Raw genomic sequence first — 14,774 nt, 5'->3', positions numbered from 1 at the left:
GCTTGCATTTCTCGCCGATGGCGGGTGTAAGATCGTTGCTGTTCGATTCGTTCGAACTAGTTCAGCCCGACCCCCCGGGGCTGAACTCAGACGGCCCCCGCCTCCTCCCCCCATTGGCGGGGGCCGTCCTCTGTCTCAGGCCTGTTTCTCCCCAACCTCCCAGTTGTCCACAGGGTTGTTCGGCCCACTGTTTTCGGTGCCGGTGCTCGTTCAGGCTCTGCAGTCATGAACACGACGATCAGCTCTCGGGAAACCGGGGCTCCCATTCTGGTTCTCGTCGACGACGCGAAAATCCTCGCGAGCGTGCGACGCGTCGCTGCCGCGGTGGACCGCCGGCTGGACGAGGCCGAACATCCCGTGTCCCGGCAACAGTGGAACCGGGCCTCGGCGGTGGTACTGGACGCGTCGGCGGCGCGAGATGCTCTGGCTCGTTCCCCCAAGCGAACGCGAGTGTTCCTCGTATGCGACGGCACACCGACCGTCGACGATTGGAAGAGCGCCACCGCGATCGGAGCCGACAGCGTTCTGTCCTTGCCCGAGGAAGAGAACGCGCTGGTCGCAGTTCTGGCCGATCACGTAGACGTCAGTGGTGACGGCACCGTCGTGAGCGTGGTGGGTGGTTGTGGCGGCGGCGGAGCCTCGGCAACTGCTGCGGCTGTCGCGTTGACGTCGGCGGCACGTCACGTCCCGACGCTGTTGGTGGACGTCGACGCACTCGGTTCCGGCGCCGACGTGCTGTTGGGTATCGAGACTGCTCCCGGATTACGTTGGGGTGCACTGACCGTCGAGGGCGGGCGGTTGTCCCCGGAGGCGCTGCGCGATGCACTGCCGGCGAAGGGAAAGTTTCTGAGGGTTCTGGCGAGCAGTCGCCGGGAGATCGACGGTCCGACAGTGACCGCCGTTCGCGCCGTGCTTGACGCAGGTCGCAGTTCCGGCGGGCTCGTGGTCTGCGACGTGCCACGTCATCCCAGCGAGGTAGGTCAGGCCGTGTTGGAGATGTCGGATTCGGTGCTCGTGGTGGTTCCGGCCACCGTGGCCGCATGCGTCGCGGCCGAGAAGGTCGGAGCCTGGGTGGTGCGACACAACTCCAACGTCGGGCTCGTCGTGCGTGGGCCGGCACCGGGAGGCCTACGCGGCGCCGATGTGGCAGACATGCTCGGCCTGCCCCTGACGGCCGTGATGCGCGGCCACCGATCGCTGGCGCCGATGCTCGAGCGTGGTGGCCTCGAATTGACCCGCGGTTGTCCGTTGAGTGTGGCGGCAACAGCGGTACTCGACGCCGTCGAATCCGGCGCACGCCCGCGCAGGGCTGCGGCATGAGTGCGTTGGTCACGGCCGAACTGCTCGACCGAGTTCGCGAGCGATTGACGGCGTCGTCGGTCGCCGAGCCGACGGCGGCCACCGTTGCCGATGCCGTGCGAGCCGAGTCCTCCGGCGTTCTGGCGGACACCGATCTGTTGGAGGTCGTCAGGGTGCTCCAGACGGAACTGACAGGCGCGGGGCCGCTCGAACCTCTACTGCACGAACCCGGGGTCGCCGACGTACTGGTGACCGCGCCGGATCAGGTCTGGGTGGACCGCGGGGTCGGCCTCGAAAGGTCGGGGGTCCGGTTCACCGACGAGGCAGCCGTGCGTCGACTGGCGCAGCGGTTGGCACTGTCGGCAGGTCGACGCCTCGACGACGCCCAACCGTGGGTCGACGGCCGCCTGCGGGGCGTCGGCGACGGGCACTTCGGGGTGCGACTTCATGCCGTACTCGCACCCGTGGCCCAGGGTGGAACCTGCGTGTCACTGCGAGTGTTGCGGCCCGCGACCCAGGGTCTCGACGCCCTGTCCGCCCACGGCGCCGTGGAACCGGACGCGCGGGAGCTCCTCAATCGCATCATTTCTTGTCGCTTGGCTTTTCTGGTGATCGGCGGGACCGGTGCGGGAAAGACCACGTTGTTGTCCGCCATGCTCGGCGCGGTCGACCCGCGCGAGCGAATCGTCTGTGTCGAGGACGCGGCCGAACTGGCGCCGCCGCATCCGCACGTCGTCCGCCTCGTCGCCAGAGCTCCCAACGTCGAGGGCGTCGGAGAGGTGACGGTGCGCGATCTGGTTCGGCAGGCACTACGAATGCGTCCCGATCGCATCGTCGTCGGTGAGGTCCGCGGCGCAGAGGTGACTGATCTGCTCACGGCGATGAACACCGGCCACGACGGCGGCGCCGGCACCGTTCACGCCAATTCGCCAGAAGAGGTGCCGGCCAGACTCGAGGCGTTGGCGGCGCTCGGCGGTATGGATCGCCACGCGTTGCACAGTCAACTTGCCGCGGCAGTTCAAGTGATCCTGCACGTGCACAGATTGGCTGACGGATCGAGGCGTCTCGAACAGATCGGTGTCATCGACCGCGGTGCGGACGGGTATGTACGAATCATGCAGGCGTGGCCGGACGGCGGTTCGGGTCGTGAGCGGCTCGAGCGGATGTTCCGGCTTCGCAATCGAGAGGTCGGGACGTGACGGTTTCCCTCTTGGCCTTCGCGTTGGCGGTCTCGATTGCGCCGGTGCGGGATTCACGTGCTCGGCTCGCCACGTACACCCCGAGCGTCCGCAAGTCCTCCCGGCAGATTCCGTGGCAGTTCGTCGCCGCATTTCTCGCGATTTCGGCCGCGTGGATCCTCGGAGGTCTTCCGGCAGGGTGTGCGGCTGTCGTCCTCGCCGGGACCCTGATCCTCCGTGGCCGACGCGCGAATGCAGCCGAAACCCGGGATCTCTCACAGAAGATGCTGCTCTCCGGTCTGGAGGTGCTGATCGCCGAGCTGAGCGTCGGCGCGCATCCTGCAGCGGCCAGTTCTGTTGCAGGCGAGGAATGTACCGGAGAAGTGAGTGCCGTATTCCGTTCCGCTGGGGCCAGGGCGCGTCTCGGTGGTTCTGCCGCAGCGGCCTTCGCGGTACCGGATTCGTGCATCGAGCGTGAGTTCTCCCGCATCGGATCCGTCTGGCGGGTCGCCGACCAACACGGGCTGGCGCTGGCGGAACTACTCGGCGCCGTCCGGACGGACATGTTGGGACGTAGACGCTTTCGTCAGCGTACCGAGGCCGGGTTGGCGGGCGCTCGGGCGACCGCTGCGGTGTTGGCCTTTCTCCCGCTGTTGGGGATCGGTCTCGGGCAATTGATGGGGGCTTCGCCGCTGCGCGTGCTGTTCGGAGGTGGGCTCGGCGGCGTGCTCCTGGTGATCGGAACCGCCTGTGTCTCAGCTGGTCTGCTCTGGACCGACCGGATAACTGCGAAGGTCACGTCGTGAGTTGGGCATCCGTGGCGATGATGGCGTTGGCGTTCGCGATCATTCCCGCTCGGCGCGGTGCTTCGGCCAGGGCGGCAGAAATTCTCTTCGCGGACACAACAACAGAAAATTCGGTTCCAGTCCCAGACAAGCCGGATCCACTCGCAGTTGCCGCAAGTCTCGACCTTCTCGGGGCCTGCCTACGAGCGGGGCTTCCCGTCTCCGCCGCGATCACAGCGATGGCGTCGACGGCACCGAAACCGATGGCCGACTCGCTTCGTCGCGTCGCCGACCTTCTGGCGCTCGGTGCCGATCCGGACGTCGCGTGGAGCGAGGCCGCTCTCGATCCCGATACCGAGGCGCTCGCCAGAATGGCTCGGCGTTCCGCCCGTTCGGGTTCGTCGCTGTCCTCGTCCATGGCCGAACTCGCCGAGCGCAGTCGAGGTGACGCCGAGGATCTTGCTGCCGCCGCAGCCGAACGCGCGGGAGTGCTGATCAGCGGTCCACTCGGGCTGTGTTTCCTGCCGGCGTTCATCGCCTTGGGCATCGTCCCGGTGGTGATCGGGCTTGCCACGACTGTGCTCGGTAACGGCCTGCTGTGAGCCGGATCCGAGTGAAAGCTCCTGCGGCAGAAGTGCTGCCACAGGTTTCGATTGAAGGGGGAGAAATGATTTCGAAGACGTTGAGGACGGTGTCGGCCAGATTTGCGCTGTTGGTAACGGAGGACGACGGTATGTCCACCGCGGAGTATGCGATCGGCACGATTGCGGCTGCCGCATTCGGTGCCGTCCTGTACACGGTTGTCACTGGCGACTCCATTGTCTCGGCGCTGACAGGCATCATCGACAAGGCTCTCAAGACAGCTGTGTGATGTTGTCCACGAGAGGTATTCGGCAAGCCGACGACGGCGCCGTGACGGTGGAGGCCGCGATTGCTCTGGCTTCGATCGTCACGGTGGTCGTGCTGTGTATCGGCGGAGTCCTGGCGGTGTCGATGCAGGTTCGGTGTGTCGACGCCGCTCGTGAGGCCGCGCGGTTGGTGGCACGTGGTGATCGTGAGTCTGCGGTCACCACGGCCCGCCGGATCGCACCCGAAGATGCGTCGATCTCGGTGGAGATCGTGGAGGGTTTTGCCGTTGCCGTTGTCAGCGCCGAGAGTGCGTTGCTGCCGTTGGTCGACATTTCTTCCGAGGCGGTGGCAGCTGTGGAGTCGGGAGTGGAGGAGGGGTGAACCTACGTGACGACGAAGGTGTTGCCACGGTTCTGGCGTGCTGCGTTCTGGCAGCGATCGTGATGGTGACCGGTGGGATGCTGCATGTCGGTTCCGCATTGGTGGCTCGGCACACGGCTCAGTCGGCCGCTGATCTTTCGGCTCTCGGCGGTGCGGGCGCCTTGGACGGCGGCGACGAGTCGGCGTGTGAGATGTCCGCGGTGATCGCGGAGCGGATGCGTACGGTGCTCGAGGAGTGCGAGGTGCAGGGTTGGGATGTATTGGTCGAGATACGCGCACCGGTGTTGTTGTCGGGCTTCGGGATCGGGGATGCGCAGGCTTACGCGCGTGCGGGTCCGGTCAGCTGATGGTGTCGATGACGGCGGTCAGAACCTTCACCGCGCCGTCTTTGTCGAGTGGGTCGTTTCCGTTGCCGCACTTGGGTGAATAGACGCAGGACGGGCAACCGTGAGCGCACTCGCAGGAGAGTATGGCGTCGCGCGTCGCGGTGAGCCATCGGGACAGTTCGCTGTGCCCTCGGTCGGCGAACCCGGCGCCGCCGGCATGACCGTCGTAGACGAAGACGGCCGGGAGTCCGGTGTCCGCGTGCATCGCGGTGGACACTCCGCCGATGTCTCCGCGGTCGCAGATCGCCACCAGTGGCAGCAGGCCGATTGCGGCATGTTCGGCGGCATGCAGTGATCCGGGGAACCGTTCGGGCGGGACCCCGATTGATTCGAGGAGTTCCGGCGTGACCGTGTACATCACTGCCCTGGTGGGCAAAGTGTGTGCGGGCATGTCGAGTTCGATCGAGTCGAGGACTTCACCCGAAGTCAACCGTCGTAGGTACCCGACGACTTGATGTGTCACCTCGACCTGGACGAGAGCGACGGCGATGTCGCCGTAGTTCTTGTGCTCGAGTTGTTCGGTGATCGTGATTTCGGTGGTCTCGCGAGCCGAGGTGGTCCAGTCCGGATTCTCGGTGTGCACCAGTGCGAGTCCGACGTCGAGGTCCAGTTCGTCGACGACGTAGGTCTCGCCTTGATGGATGTGCACGGCGCCGGGATGAACTGTGGCCGGAGCGCGGCCCGCGTCGACAGTGCCCAGCATCCGGCCGGATTCACCGTCGACAATGGCCACCTGAGTTCCGATGCCGCCGCGAATGTCCAAAGAGCCGTGGGGGTTCGAATCGGCGGTGACGAACCACCCGTGCTTTCGGCGCCGGATCTTGCCTTCCTCGGACAGTCTCGTCAGAACCTCGAGAGCCCCGAACGCGTCCACCTCGGCATCGGAAAGTGGGAGTTCCATTGCAGCGCAGAGAAGTTGTGGTCCCAGGACGTACGGATTTCCGGGATCTGTCACCGTCGCCTCGACGGGTTTGTCGAGTACCGCTGACGGATGGTGAACGAGGTAGGTGTCGAGTGGATCGTCGCGGGCGATCAACACGACGAGTGAACCCTCACCGCGTCGCCCGGAGCGACCCGCTTGCTGCCAGAACGAGGCGACGGTGCCCGGGAAGCCTGCCACGACAACGGCGTCGAGGCCTGCGATGTCGACGCCGAGCTCCAGCGCGTTGGTGGTGGCTGCGCCCAGCAGCGTGCCGTCGGCGAGCGCAGCTTCCAGTTCGCGACGGTCCTCGGCCAGATATCCGGCGCGATACGACGCGACTCGCTCGGCGAGGTCCGGGTCCACCTCGGCGAGTAGACGTTTGGTGGCCATCGCGGTCAGTTCGGCACCACGGCGGGAGCGGACGAAGGTGAGAGTACGGGCGCCTTCGATCATGAGGTCGGCCATGATCCGGGCTGCTTCCGCGCCCGCGGGACGTCGTACCGGGCTACCGTTTTCTCCGGTCAATGCCTCGAGTAGCGGAGGCTCCCACAGTGCGACGGTGCGTGGGCCGTGAGGCGATCCGTCTTCCGTGACCTCGCTGCAGTGTGCGCCGATGAGCCGCGAGGCCGCTGCGCCGGGATCTGCTGTGGTCGCGCTGGCCAGGATGAAGGTAGGTTCGGCGCCGTAGCGCGCTGCAATCCTGCGAAGTCGCCGGATCACGAGCGCGACGTTGGATCCGAAGACTCCCCTGTAGGAGTGGCATTCGTCGATGATCACGTATTTCAGGTTGCGGAAGAAGTGCGCCCATCGCTGATGGGTGCGGAGCAGCGAAATGTGGATCATGTCGGGGTTGGTGAAGAGCCAGCGTGAGTTCTCGCGTGCCCAGGTGCGGAGTTCCTGCGAGGTGTCGCCGTCGTACGCACTGGCGTTCGTGCTGCGAAGTTCGACGTCGAAGTCGGTGAGGGACAGCACTGCTCGCAGTTGATCCGAGCCCAGCGCTTTGGTGGGGGAGAGGTACAGGGCAGTTGCGAGCGGATCGGTCGCCATGGCCGTCAGCACCGGGAGTTGGTATGCCAGTGACTTACCCGACGCCGTACCGGTGGCCACGACCACGTGTTTTCCCTCGTGAGCGAGGTCGGCGGCCTCACTCTGGTGGATCCACGGGGACCGCACGCTGTGCTCGGCGAGCGCGCGTACGACGCTGGGGTGCACCCACTCCGGCCATTCGGTGAACTCGGCTACGCGAGCAGGCAACTGCGCGGTGAACATCAGTGGTTTTTCGCTTCCACTGACCCCGGCGACGACGCGATCGAGCAGCATCTGCCCGTAGGTGTCGCCAGGCTTCCCTCCCGGGGCGGGGATCGGGGAAGGTGCGTTCACGTGACTCTCCGGGATCGGCGTTGGGGTGTGGCGGCAATCGGAAACTGTCGCTACCTGCAGTTTTGATGATACGCAACGGCCGGCGGTCTTGGTGGAACCGGGTGGTCGGCGCGGAAGCGGGAAGCCACGATCGTGGGCCGTTTTTCTCGTAGCGAACTTTTAACGTTTTTAGTTACCTTTTCGACTGTTGTGCACGCGGAGAACATGGTTGACTGACAATCGGTCGCAGCTTCTGTGTTCGTAGGCTTGAGAAAGTGCACGCTCGCAGGATCGTTGTTGCGGGCGCGGTGCTCTGCCTTTCCTGAGGGGGAAATAAAGACGTACAGCGGTCGGAACCGGCCCGGTGGACTGTAAGGGCTGTTCACCGAATCCGGTGTTAGAAAGAGAAGGAAAAGCATGGCACAGGGCACTGTGAAGTGGTTCAACGCTGAAAAGGGCTTCGGCTTCATCGCTCCCGAAGACGGTTCCGCAGACGTCTTCGTTCACTACTCCGAAATTCAGGGCAACGGCTTCCGTACCCTCGAGGAGAACCAGCGTGTGGAGTTCGAGGTCGGCCAGGGCACCAAGGGTCCCCAGGCTACCGGCGTTCGCGCGGTCTGATTTTTCCGCTCACTCGCTGAGCGATTAGTTCGGACAGTATTTGTCCCCCATCGCATCCGTGCGGTGGGGGACAAATCTTTTCGGGCTGAGCCAGTCTTTCTGTGTCCGAGGTAATGCACGCAGCTGTCCGACCACGGCCGGTCGTCTATGCCGTCAGTACCTTCGTGGCTTACGTTTCACTCTGTGAGCCAACTGTCCTTTTTCTCTGCCGAGTCGATTCCACCTGCCGTGACGGACCTTGCCGGAATGCTGGCCGGACCGGGGCAGGTCGTGACCTCGGAGGATCGCGCGCGGATCTCGATCGTCGTGGATCGGGACTGGAGAGCGCAGGCCGTTGCCGAGTTGATCGCGCAGTGCGGACTCGGGGCCGAGGTGACGCGTAGCGAAGAAGGCAGCCCACTCGTCCGAACTCAGTCGACGCCCGCACTCCTTCCGCTGTCCGTGCAATGGACCAAGGGAGCAGTGAAGGCGGTGCCGGTCGGGTGGGTTCCTAATTCTCGCCAACTCCGAGTGTGGGCCGTCGCCGCCGGCCGACTCGAAGAAGGCGGTGAACGATTCGTGTTCGGCCTCGACCCCCATGCGAAGGAGACACACGCACCGCTGGCTCAGGCCTTGATGAGGGTTGGTATCGCGCCGACTCAACTGGGTAACCGGACACCGGGTCCGGGGCTCCGTGTGTCGGGAAAGAAGAGACTGACAAAGCTCGTCGAATACCTCGGTGAGGCGCCGAAACACGTCGACACCTCGGTCGCCTGGCCGCACGTCTGACAGTGCTGATGCCGCGTGTCCAACGGTGCTGATGCCGCGTGTCCGACGGAGCCCATACTGTACTGATCTGCACGAATGTCTTGCGGGTATGTCACTCTGTAAAGAGAGACACGGGGTATAACTTGCTCCACACGTCTAGTTCTGAAGATCTGCCGACGGCAGTGAACGTCCAAAGGAAGGCTCGGGCAGCAGGTGGCTAAAGCGGACAACGGCAGCGGTCAGGGAGCGTCCGGTAACCCTCGTCGCCTCGTGATCGTCGAGTCACCGACCAAGGCGCGCAAAATCGCTCCCTACCTCGGTAAGGACTACGTCGTAGAGGCATCGGTCGGTCACATTCGCGACCTCCCGCGCGGCGCAGCGGACGTTCCGGCCAAGTACAAGGGCGAGTCGTGGGCCCGTCTCGGCGTCAACGTCGATCACGACTTCGAGCCGCTCTATGTCGTGAGCCCGGAAAAGAAGGGCAAGGTCGCCGAACTCAAGTCTCTGTTGAAGGACGCCGACGAGCTCTTCCTCGCAACTGACCCCGACCGCGAGGGCGAGGCAATCGCCTGGCATCTCCTCGAGACTCTCAAGCCCAAGATTCCGGTTCGTCGAATGGTCTTCCACGAGATCACCGAGCCGGCAATCCGTGCTGCCGCCGAAGACACCCGCGAACTCGACACCGACCTCGTCGATGCTCAGGAAACCCGCCGCATCCTCGACCGTCTCTACGGTTACGAGGTCAGCCCGGTTCTCTGGAAGAAGGTCATGCCGAAGCTCTCGGCCGGCCGCGTCCAGTCGGTGGCCACTCGCGTCATCGTCCAGCGTGAACGCGAGCGGATGGCGTTCAAGTCGGCGTCGTACTGGGATATTTCCGCGACGCTCGACGCCGGTGCAGAGGCCAGCCCGCGTAGTTTCGGTGCGCGCCTGGTCTCCGTCGACGGTTCGCGTGTCGCCTCCGGTCGCGATTTCGGAGCTGACGGAAAGCTCAAGGGCAGCGCGGTCACCGTGCTCGACGAGGCGTACGCGCGTCGTCTCGCGGAAGCGTTGCAGGGCGTCGACCTCACGGTTTCCTCCGCCGAGGACAAGCCGTACACGCGCAAGCCTTACCCGCCGTTCATGACGTCGACGCTCCAGCAGGAAGCCGGACGCAAACTTCGTTTCACGTCCGAGCGTGCAATGCGCATCGCACAGCGTCTGTACGAAAACGGCTACATCACCTACATGCGTACCGACTCGACGACTCTCTCGGAGTCGGCGATCGCTGCCGCTCGTGCGCAGGCCACCGAGTTGTACGGTCCGGAATACGTGCATCCGACGCCGCGTCAGTACACCCGCAAGGTCAAGAACGCGCAGGAAGCCCACGAGGCGATCCGCCCCGCCGGCGACGTGTTCCAGACCCCGGGTCAGCTGCACTCCAAGCTCGATTCCGACGAGTTCAAGCTGTACGAACTGATCTGGCAGCGGACCGTCGCTTCGCAGATGGCCGACGCCCGCGGTACGACGTTGACGCTTCGCATCTCCGGCACGGCAGGCACCGGCGAGGACTGCACGTTCTCCGCTTCGGGTCGCACCATCGTGTTCGCCGGCTTCCTCAAGGCTTACGTCGAGAGCGTCGACGAAGAGGCCGGCGGTCAGTCCGACGACGCCGAATCCAGGCTTCCGGTGCTGGTCAAGGGTCAGGAAGTCACGGCCACCAAGCTCGATCCGGACGGGCACAGCACCAACCCGCCCGCTCGCTACACAGAAGCCAGCCTGATCAAGACGCTCGAAGAACTCGGCATCGGCCGTCCTTCGACCTACTCGTCGATCATCAAGACCATCCTCGATCGCGGATACGTCTACAAACGTGGCAGCGCGCTGGTTCCGTCCTGGGTGGCGTTTGCCGTCATCGGGCTGCTCGAGGTGCACTTCGGCCGGCTGGTCGACTTCGATTTCACGGCAGGAATGGAAGACGATCTCGACGCGATCGCCGGTGGCCGTGAGCAGCGTGGCAACTGGCTGAGCAGCTTCTACTTCGGCGGCGAGACAGGCGCTGAAGGTTCGGTCGCCCGCGAGGGCGGGCTGAAGAAGATGGTCGGTGTCAATCTCGAGGAGATCGACGCTCGCGAGGTCAACTCCATCCGACTGTTCGACGACGCCGAGGGTCGCGAGGTTCACGTGCGCGTCGGCCGGTTCGGCCCGTATCTCGAGCGCATGGTTCAGAACCCGGACGATCCCGAAGGCGATCTGATCTCGCAGCGGGCAAATCTTCCCGATGACCTGCCACCGGACGAGCTCACTCCCGAGTACGCCGAGAAGTTGTTCTCGACGCCTCAAGAGGGCCGCAAGCTGGGCGTCGACCCGCTGACGGGCCACGAGATCGTCGCGAAGGAAGGCCGCTTCGGTCCCTACGTGACCGAGATCCTGCCCGAACCGCCGGCCGAGCCGGAACCGGACATCGTTCCCGTCACCGCTCCCGAGCCGGAAGAAATCAGCTCGGGCAGCACCAAGACTGCGGTGAAGAAGGCCGCGGCCAAGAAGGCGCCTGCGAAGAAGGCTGCCAAGAAGGTCGCAGGCCCCAAGCCGCGGACCGGATCGCTGCTCAAGTCCATGGACTTGGCGACGATCACCTTGGAAGATGCGCTGCGTCTGCTGTCGCTTCCGCGCGTCGTGGGTGTCGACCCCGAATCGAAGGAAGAGATCACCGCGCAGAACGGCCGTTACGGTCCGTACCTGAAGAAGGGCACGGACTCACGCTCGCTCGCCAACGAAGAGCAGATGTTCACCGTCACGCTCGACGAGGCCCTCAAGATCTACGCCGAGCCGAAGCGTCGTGGGCGTCAGGCGTCGGCAACGCCTCCGCTGCGTGAGTTGGGCGTCGATCCGGTCAGCGAGAAGCCGATGGTGATCAAGGACGGCCGTTTCGGTCCGTACGTCACCGACGGCGAGACCAACGCCAGCCTTCGCAAGGACGACGACGTCGAATCCATTTCCGATGCTCGGGCGTCGGAGTTGCTGGCTGATCGTCGTGCGCGCGGCCCGGTCAAGAAGAAGGCAGCAGCCAAGAAGGCTCCGGCAAAGAAGGCCGCTGCCAAGAAAACAGCCGCCAAGAAGGCTCCGGCAAAGAAGGCCGCCGCCAAGAAGGCTCCGGCGAAGAAGGACTCGTAAGGCTTCGTCGGTGCCGACGGTTAGGGTTTTTGCATGAGTACTGAAGTGGCCGAACGAGGTGTGTTCGGTCGGCTGGTGGGTCAGCACGACGTCGAGCAGAGCCTGCGTGATGCTGCACTGTCGGCTCGTGGAGATTCCAGCGGCTCGGAGATGACCCACGCGTGGCTCTTCACCGGGCCACCCGGCTCTGGTCGTTCGGTGGCTGCTCTCTGCTTCGCCGCTGCCCTGCAATGCACCTCCGACGGTGCACCAGGGTGCGGTGAGTGTCATGCATGTACGACGACGATGGGTGGAACCCACGGTGACGTACGACGGATCATCCCCGACGGCCTGAGCATCAGCGTCAAAGGCATGCGCGAGATAGTCAACATCGCTTCGCGTCGGCCGACGACGGGGCGGTGGCAGGTCATCGTGGTCGAGGATGCCGATCGTTTGACCGAAGGCGCAGCCAACGCCCTCCTGAAGGTTGTCGAGGAGCCGCCGGACCGCACGGTCATCCTGCTCTGCGCGCCGACGACCGATCCGGAAGACATGTCTGTCACCCTCCGATCGCGGTGTAGGCACATGCCGTTGGTGACGCCGTCCGTCGAATCGATCGCCCAGGTACTGATCGACCGCGACGGGCTGGATCCGGAACGGGCGAGAATCGCCGCATCGATCAGCGGCGGACATGTCGGCCGGGCTCGGCGTCTCGCCACCGACGAGAGCGCGCGCGACGAGCGTCAGCGTTCGCTTCGACTAGCCGCCGACGCGATCGGGGCTTCGACGGCGTACAAGGCCGCAGAGAACTTGGTGAAGTCGATCGAGGCTGACACCAAGGCGTTCTACGCCGAACTCAAGGAACAGGAGCTCGAGGAGCTCAAGGTTTCCTTGGGTGGTGGTGGAACCGGCAAGGGAACAGCCGGGACTCTGCGCGGATCGGCTGGTCTGATCAAGGACCTCGAAGCGCGCCAGAAATCGCGCGACACCCGGGCCCGCCGCGATCTTCTCGACCGGACGCTGATCGACCTGGCCGGCATGTACCGGGACGCGCTTTCCTATTCGCTGGGGTCGACGTCGACGGCGACCCATCCCGACATGGCTCGGCAGGCCGCCGAGTTGGCTGCACGAACGTCCCCGGAGGGGTTGCTCAAGTGCATCGAAGCGGTGCTCGAATGCCGCGAGGCCGTCGACTTCAACGTCAAGTTGCAGTGGGCGCTCGATGCGATGGTTGCCTCCATCGGAGCCGCTTTCCGACCCCCGTTTTCGCGATCCGGGGGTTGACCAGATAGACTCGCCACCGCCGAAAGGCACGCTGCCTTAGCTCAGTCGGTAGAGCATTTCACTCGTAATGAAAAGGTCGAGAGTTCGATTCTCTCAGGCAGCTCAGCCAAGAGCCCCACACCCGGAAATCCGGATGTGGGGCTCTTGTCGTTAGTTCCCAATTCTTGCGTATGTGCGGTTTATCCTGAGTTCGGCGAACACGTGCCTGAACAGGAGAGACCTCGATGTCGGATCAGAACTGGGGACCAGGCCAACCATCGCAGAATCAGCCGCCGTACGGGCAGATGCCGCCGATGCCGCCGCAGGGTTATCAGCCGCCGACGCCCGCCTATCCGTACGCAAGCTGGATCTCTCGGGTGTTTGCGTCAATCCTCGACGGCTTTGTCATTCCGCTCCCCGGCGTCATCCTCGCGGGCATCGGAGCAGTGATCGCGTTCTCCGGATCCGAAGTGACCACATACGACGACGGCAGCGTGAGCGCTGAAGGCGGTAATCCGGTCGGGGTGATCGTCATGGTCGTCGGCATACTGGCGATCTTCTTGATCGAGGTGTGGAATCTCGTCTTCAGGCAAGGGAACACCGGACAGACGCTCGGCAAGAAGTGGCTGGGAATTTCGGTGATTCGGGAGTCCGACGGTGTGCCTCTCGGCCCGGTGATGGCGCTGCTTCGTTGGATCATGATGGCGATCCTGGGTGGCGCCTGCTTCCTCAACTATCTCTGGCCGCTCTGGGACTCGAAGCACCAGTGCTGGCACGACATGGTGGTCCGGTCGGTAGTCGTTCGCGCGCGCTAGTCGCTGCCGAGGTCTCTTACAGTGGGTGCCATGGAGTTGGAAGCGGTCACAAGTCGACGACGCTCGCTGGCCGCACCTGTCGGTGTTGCTGCAGTGGCCGTGACGGCCGCCGCGGTACTCCACTTCCGTGATCCCCACAGCGCGGGTAGTTACGGCGTTTGTCCGATGTACGCGTTGACGGGATTGTGGTGCCCGGCGTGTGGTGGCCTTCGTGCGGTCAATGACCTGACTAATCTGGATATTGGCGCCGCAGTGTCCAGCAATGCCTTGATCGTGCCGCTTATCGCGGTGTTGGTGATCGCGTGGATCGGTTGGACAGTGCGCCGTTGGAAAGGCACGCGGGATCGCATGATCGTGCTTCGGCCGACTGTGACGATCGTGGTGCTCGGAGTTCTCGTTGCATTTACGGTTGTTCGAAACACCCCGTGGGGGAGCTGGCTCGCGCCGGCGTGACGGTAAGAGGTCGACATGGCACTGCAGGTTTTTTCGCTCATCGTTCTGCTCGGCGCGCTGATCATCCTGATTCCGACGGCACGACGTGTCTTCGGCAAGAAGGACGACGAGTAGGCCTCGACAACTGAGCCCGAGCGGCACATGCTGGCGGTATGGCTGATTCGTTGAAAGCCCGCGTCAAGGAAAAGCTGCTGAGGCAACTCGCCGAGGACGGTCGGCACCCGATTCAGGAAGCTGAGGGTGACGATCCCCGGCTGGTTTCGATCAACGACGATCTCGAAGCGTTGGAACAGGCCGAGGAAGGCGATCCGATCGTCGAAGAACTGGCCGAGAGGTACTGGGTTCCGTGAAGTTTACCGACCGCAGTGCTCTGACCTGGCGATTTGGTGTTGTGTTGATCTTCGCGTAACTTTGTCCAGGTCAGAGCGACACGGACACCGACTCCCACCTGCGAGGGTGAGTGACACGAGGTTGTACGAGTGCCTGGCGAACACAATCCAGTTTTTCTCACGGGGTTCCGGTTTGCGCCGGTGGCCAGGTTGGGATAGGCTGGAAAAGTTGCCCCGGAGCGGCGGCCATAGGGTCGT

General features: G+C 64.2%; 15 protein-coding genes and 1 tRNA gene. 15 read left to right on the top strand and 1 reads right to left on the bottom strand.

The features are described from left to right. Window positions 1-225: 225 nt before the first annotated feature. The 7 genes from ssd to AC1Q61_RS29450 all read left to right on the top strand — a co-directional run bounded on the left by ssd (window position 226) and on the right by AC1Q61_RS29450 (window position 4,839). Window positions 226-1,320 carry a septum site-determining protein Ssd gene (gene ssd / locus AC1Q61_RS29480; protein WP_204855016.1) on the top strand — a complete coding sequence of 365 codons (1,095 nt, stop codon included), beginning with the start codon at window positions 226-228 and terminating at the stop codon, window positions 1,318-1,320. Beyond that, window positions 1,317-2,498 carry a TadA family conjugal transfer-associated ATPase gene (locus AC1Q61_RS29475; RefSeq protein WP_003946116.1) on the top strand — a complete coding sequence of 394 codons (1,182 nt, stop codon included), beginning with the start codon at window positions 1,317-1,319 and terminating at the stop codon, window positions 2,496-2,498. The genes ssd and AC1Q61_RS29475 overlap by 4 nt, the downstream gene beginning before the upstream one ends. Continuing rightward, window positions 2,495-3,283, top strand: a complete 789-nt coding sequence (locus AC1Q61_RS29470; protein ID WP_042446714.1) for a type II secretion system F family protein — start codon at window positions 2,495-2,497, stop codon at window positions 3,281-3,283. The genes AC1Q61_RS29475 and AC1Q61_RS29470 overlap by 4 nt, the downstream gene beginning before the upstream one ends. Next, window positions 3,280-3,864: a type II secretion system F family protein gene (locus tag AC1Q61_RS29465; RefSeq protein WP_042922859.1), complete on the top strand. Its 585-nt coding sequence runs from the start codon at window positions 3,280-3,282 to the stop codon at window positions 3,862-3,864. Before AC1Q61_RS29470 ends, AC1Q61_RS29465 begins: the two co-directional genes overlap by 4 nt. 65 nt (window positions 3,865-3,929) lie before the next feature. Continuing rightward, entirely contained in the window at window positions 3,930-4,133 is a 204-nt protein-coding gene (locus tag AC1Q61_RS29460; RefSeq protein ID WP_042446719.1) for a DUF4244 domain-containing protein, read from the top strand. Beyond that, the gene (locus AC1Q61_RS29455) at window positions 4,133-4,492 is read left to right on the top strand and encodes a TadE family type IV pilus minor pilin (RefSeq protein ID WP_042922861.1); all 360 of its coding nucleotides are present in this window, start codon (window positions 4,133-4,135) and stop codon (window positions 4,490-4,492) included. Before AC1Q61_RS29460 ends, AC1Q61_RS29455 begins: the two co-directional genes overlap by 1 nt. After that, window positions 4,489-4,839 carry an Rv3654c family TadE-like protein gene (locus AC1Q61_RS29450; RefSeq protein WP_042922863.1) on the top strand — a complete coding sequence of 117 codons (351 nt, stop codon included), beginning with the start codon at window positions 4,489-4,491 and terminating at the stop codon, window positions 4,837-4,839. The genes AC1Q61_RS29455 and AC1Q61_RS29450 overlap by 4 nt, the downstream gene beginning before the upstream one ends. Here the strand turns inward: AC1Q61_RS29450 and AC1Q61_RS29445 are convergent. Beyond that, window positions 4,832-7,120, bottom strand: a complete 2,289-nt coding sequence (locus AC1Q61_RS29445; RefSeq protein ID WP_215515617.1) for a DEAD/DEAH box helicase — start codon at window positions 7,118-7,120, stop codon at window positions 4,832-4,834. The genes AC1Q61_RS29450 and AC1Q61_RS29445 overlap by 8 nt on opposite strands. 456 nt (window positions 7,121-7,576) lie before the next feature. Between AC1Q61_RS29445 and cspE the strand changes: the two genes are divergently transcribed. The 8 genes from cspE (at window position 7,577) to AC1Q61_RS29405 (ending at window position 14,537) form a co-directional block, all read left to right on the top strand. Beyond that, window positions 7,577-7,780 carry a transcription antiterminator/RNA stability regulator CspE gene (cspE, locus tag AC1Q61_RS29440; protein ID WP_003946117.1) on the top strand — a complete coding sequence of 68 codons (204 nt, stop codon included), beginning with the start codon at window positions 7,577-7,579 and terminating at the stop codon, window positions 7,778-7,780. Window positions 7,781-7,963: 183 nt separating this feature from the next. Beyond that, window positions 7,964-8,548, top strand: coding sequence for a hypothetical protein (locus AC1Q61_RS29435; RefSeq protein ID WP_003946106.1), 585 nt, complete (start codon window positions 7,964-7,966; stop codon window positions 8,546-8,548). Between the two features lie 192 nt (window positions 8,549-8,740). Beyond that, window positions 8,741-11,677 carry a type I DNA topoisomerase gene (gene topA / locus AC1Q61_RS29430; RefSeq protein WP_003946104.1) on the top strand — a complete coding sequence of 979 codons (2,937 nt, stop codon included), beginning with the start codon at window positions 8,741-8,743 and terminating at the stop codon, window positions 11,675-11,677. Window positions 11,678-11,710: 33 nt separating this feature from the next. Then, window positions 11,711-12,940, top strand: a complete 1,230-nt coding sequence (locus tag AC1Q61_RS29425) for a DNA polymerase III subunit delta' (protein WP_019746652.1) — start codon at window positions 11,711-11,713, stop codon at window positions 12,938-12,940. Window positions 12,941-12,970: 30 nt separating this feature from the next. After that, a tRNA-Thr gene (locus AC1Q61_RS29420) sits at window positions 12,971-13,043 on the top strand. Between the two features lie 121 nt (window positions 13,044-13,164). Then, window positions 13,165-13,734: an RDD family protein gene (locus AC1Q61_RS29415; protein WP_042446733.1), complete on the top strand. Its 570-nt coding sequence runs from the start codon at window positions 13,165-13,167 to the stop codon at window positions 13,732-13,734. A gap of 30 nt (window positions 13,735-13,764) precedes the next feature. Continuing rightward, entirely contained in the window at window positions 13,765-14,187 is a 423-nt protein-coding gene (locus AC1Q61_RS29410) for a DUF2752 domain-containing protein (RefSeq protein WP_003946115.1), read from the top strand. A gap of 152 nt (window positions 14,188-14,339) precedes the next feature. Further along, window positions 14,340-14,537: a hypothetical protein gene (locus AC1Q61_RS29405; RefSeq protein WP_003946112.1), complete on the top strand. Its 198-nt coding sequence runs from the start codon at window positions 14,340-14,342 to the stop codon at window positions 14,535-14,537. Window positions 14,538-14,774: the final 237 nt, after the last annotated feature.

It is taken from the genome of Rhodococcus sp. MPR-R1B (assembly GCF_058793255.1).
Note: the sequence above shows the minus strand (reverse complement) of the source record. Positions and strands in the feature narration are given on the sequence as shown.

Bases quoted from the DNA above. Each gene is read 5' to 3' on its own strand.
- ssd (WP_204855016.1), top strand. From the start codon at position 226: ATGAACACGACGATCAGCTCTCGGGAAACCGGGGCTCCCATTCTGGTT.
- AC1Q61_RS29475 (WP_003946116.1), top strand. From the start codon at position 1,317: ATGAGTGCGTTGGTCACGGCCGAACTGCTCGACCGAGTTCGCGAGCGA.
- AC1Q61_RS29460 (WP_042446719.1), top strand. From the start codon at position 3,930: ATGATTTCGAAGACGTTGAGGACGGTGTCGGCCAGATTTGCGCTGTTG.
- AC1Q61_RS29455 (WP_042922861.1), top strand. From the start codon at position 4,133: ATGTTGTCCACGAGAGGTATTCGGCAAGCCGACGACGGCGCCGTGACG.
- AC1Q61_RS29445 (WP_215515617.1), bottom strand. From the start codon at position 7,120: ATGCTGCTCGATCGCGTCGTCGCCGGGGTCAGTGGAAGCGAAAAACCA.
- cspE (WP_003946117.1), top strand. From the start codon at position 7,577: ATGGCACAGGGCACTGTGAAGTGGTTCAACGCTGAAAAGGGCTTCGGC.
- AC1Q61_RS29425 (WP_019746652.1), top strand. From the start codon at position 11,711: ATGAGTACTGAAGTGGCCGAACGAGGTGTGTTCGGTCGGCTGGTGGGT.
- AC1Q61_RS29415 (WP_042446733.1), top strand. From the start codon at position 13,165: ATGTCGGATCAGAACTGGGGACCAGGCCAACCATCGCAGAATCAGCCG.
- AC1Q61_RS29410 (WP_003946115.1), top strand. From the start codon at position 13,765: ATGGAGTTGGAAGCGGTCACAAGTCGACGACGCTCGCTGGCCGCACCT.
- AC1Q61_RS29405 (WP_003946112.1), top strand. From the start codon at position 14,340: ATGGCTGATTCGTTGAAAGCCCGCGTCAAGGAAAAGCTGCTGAGGCAA.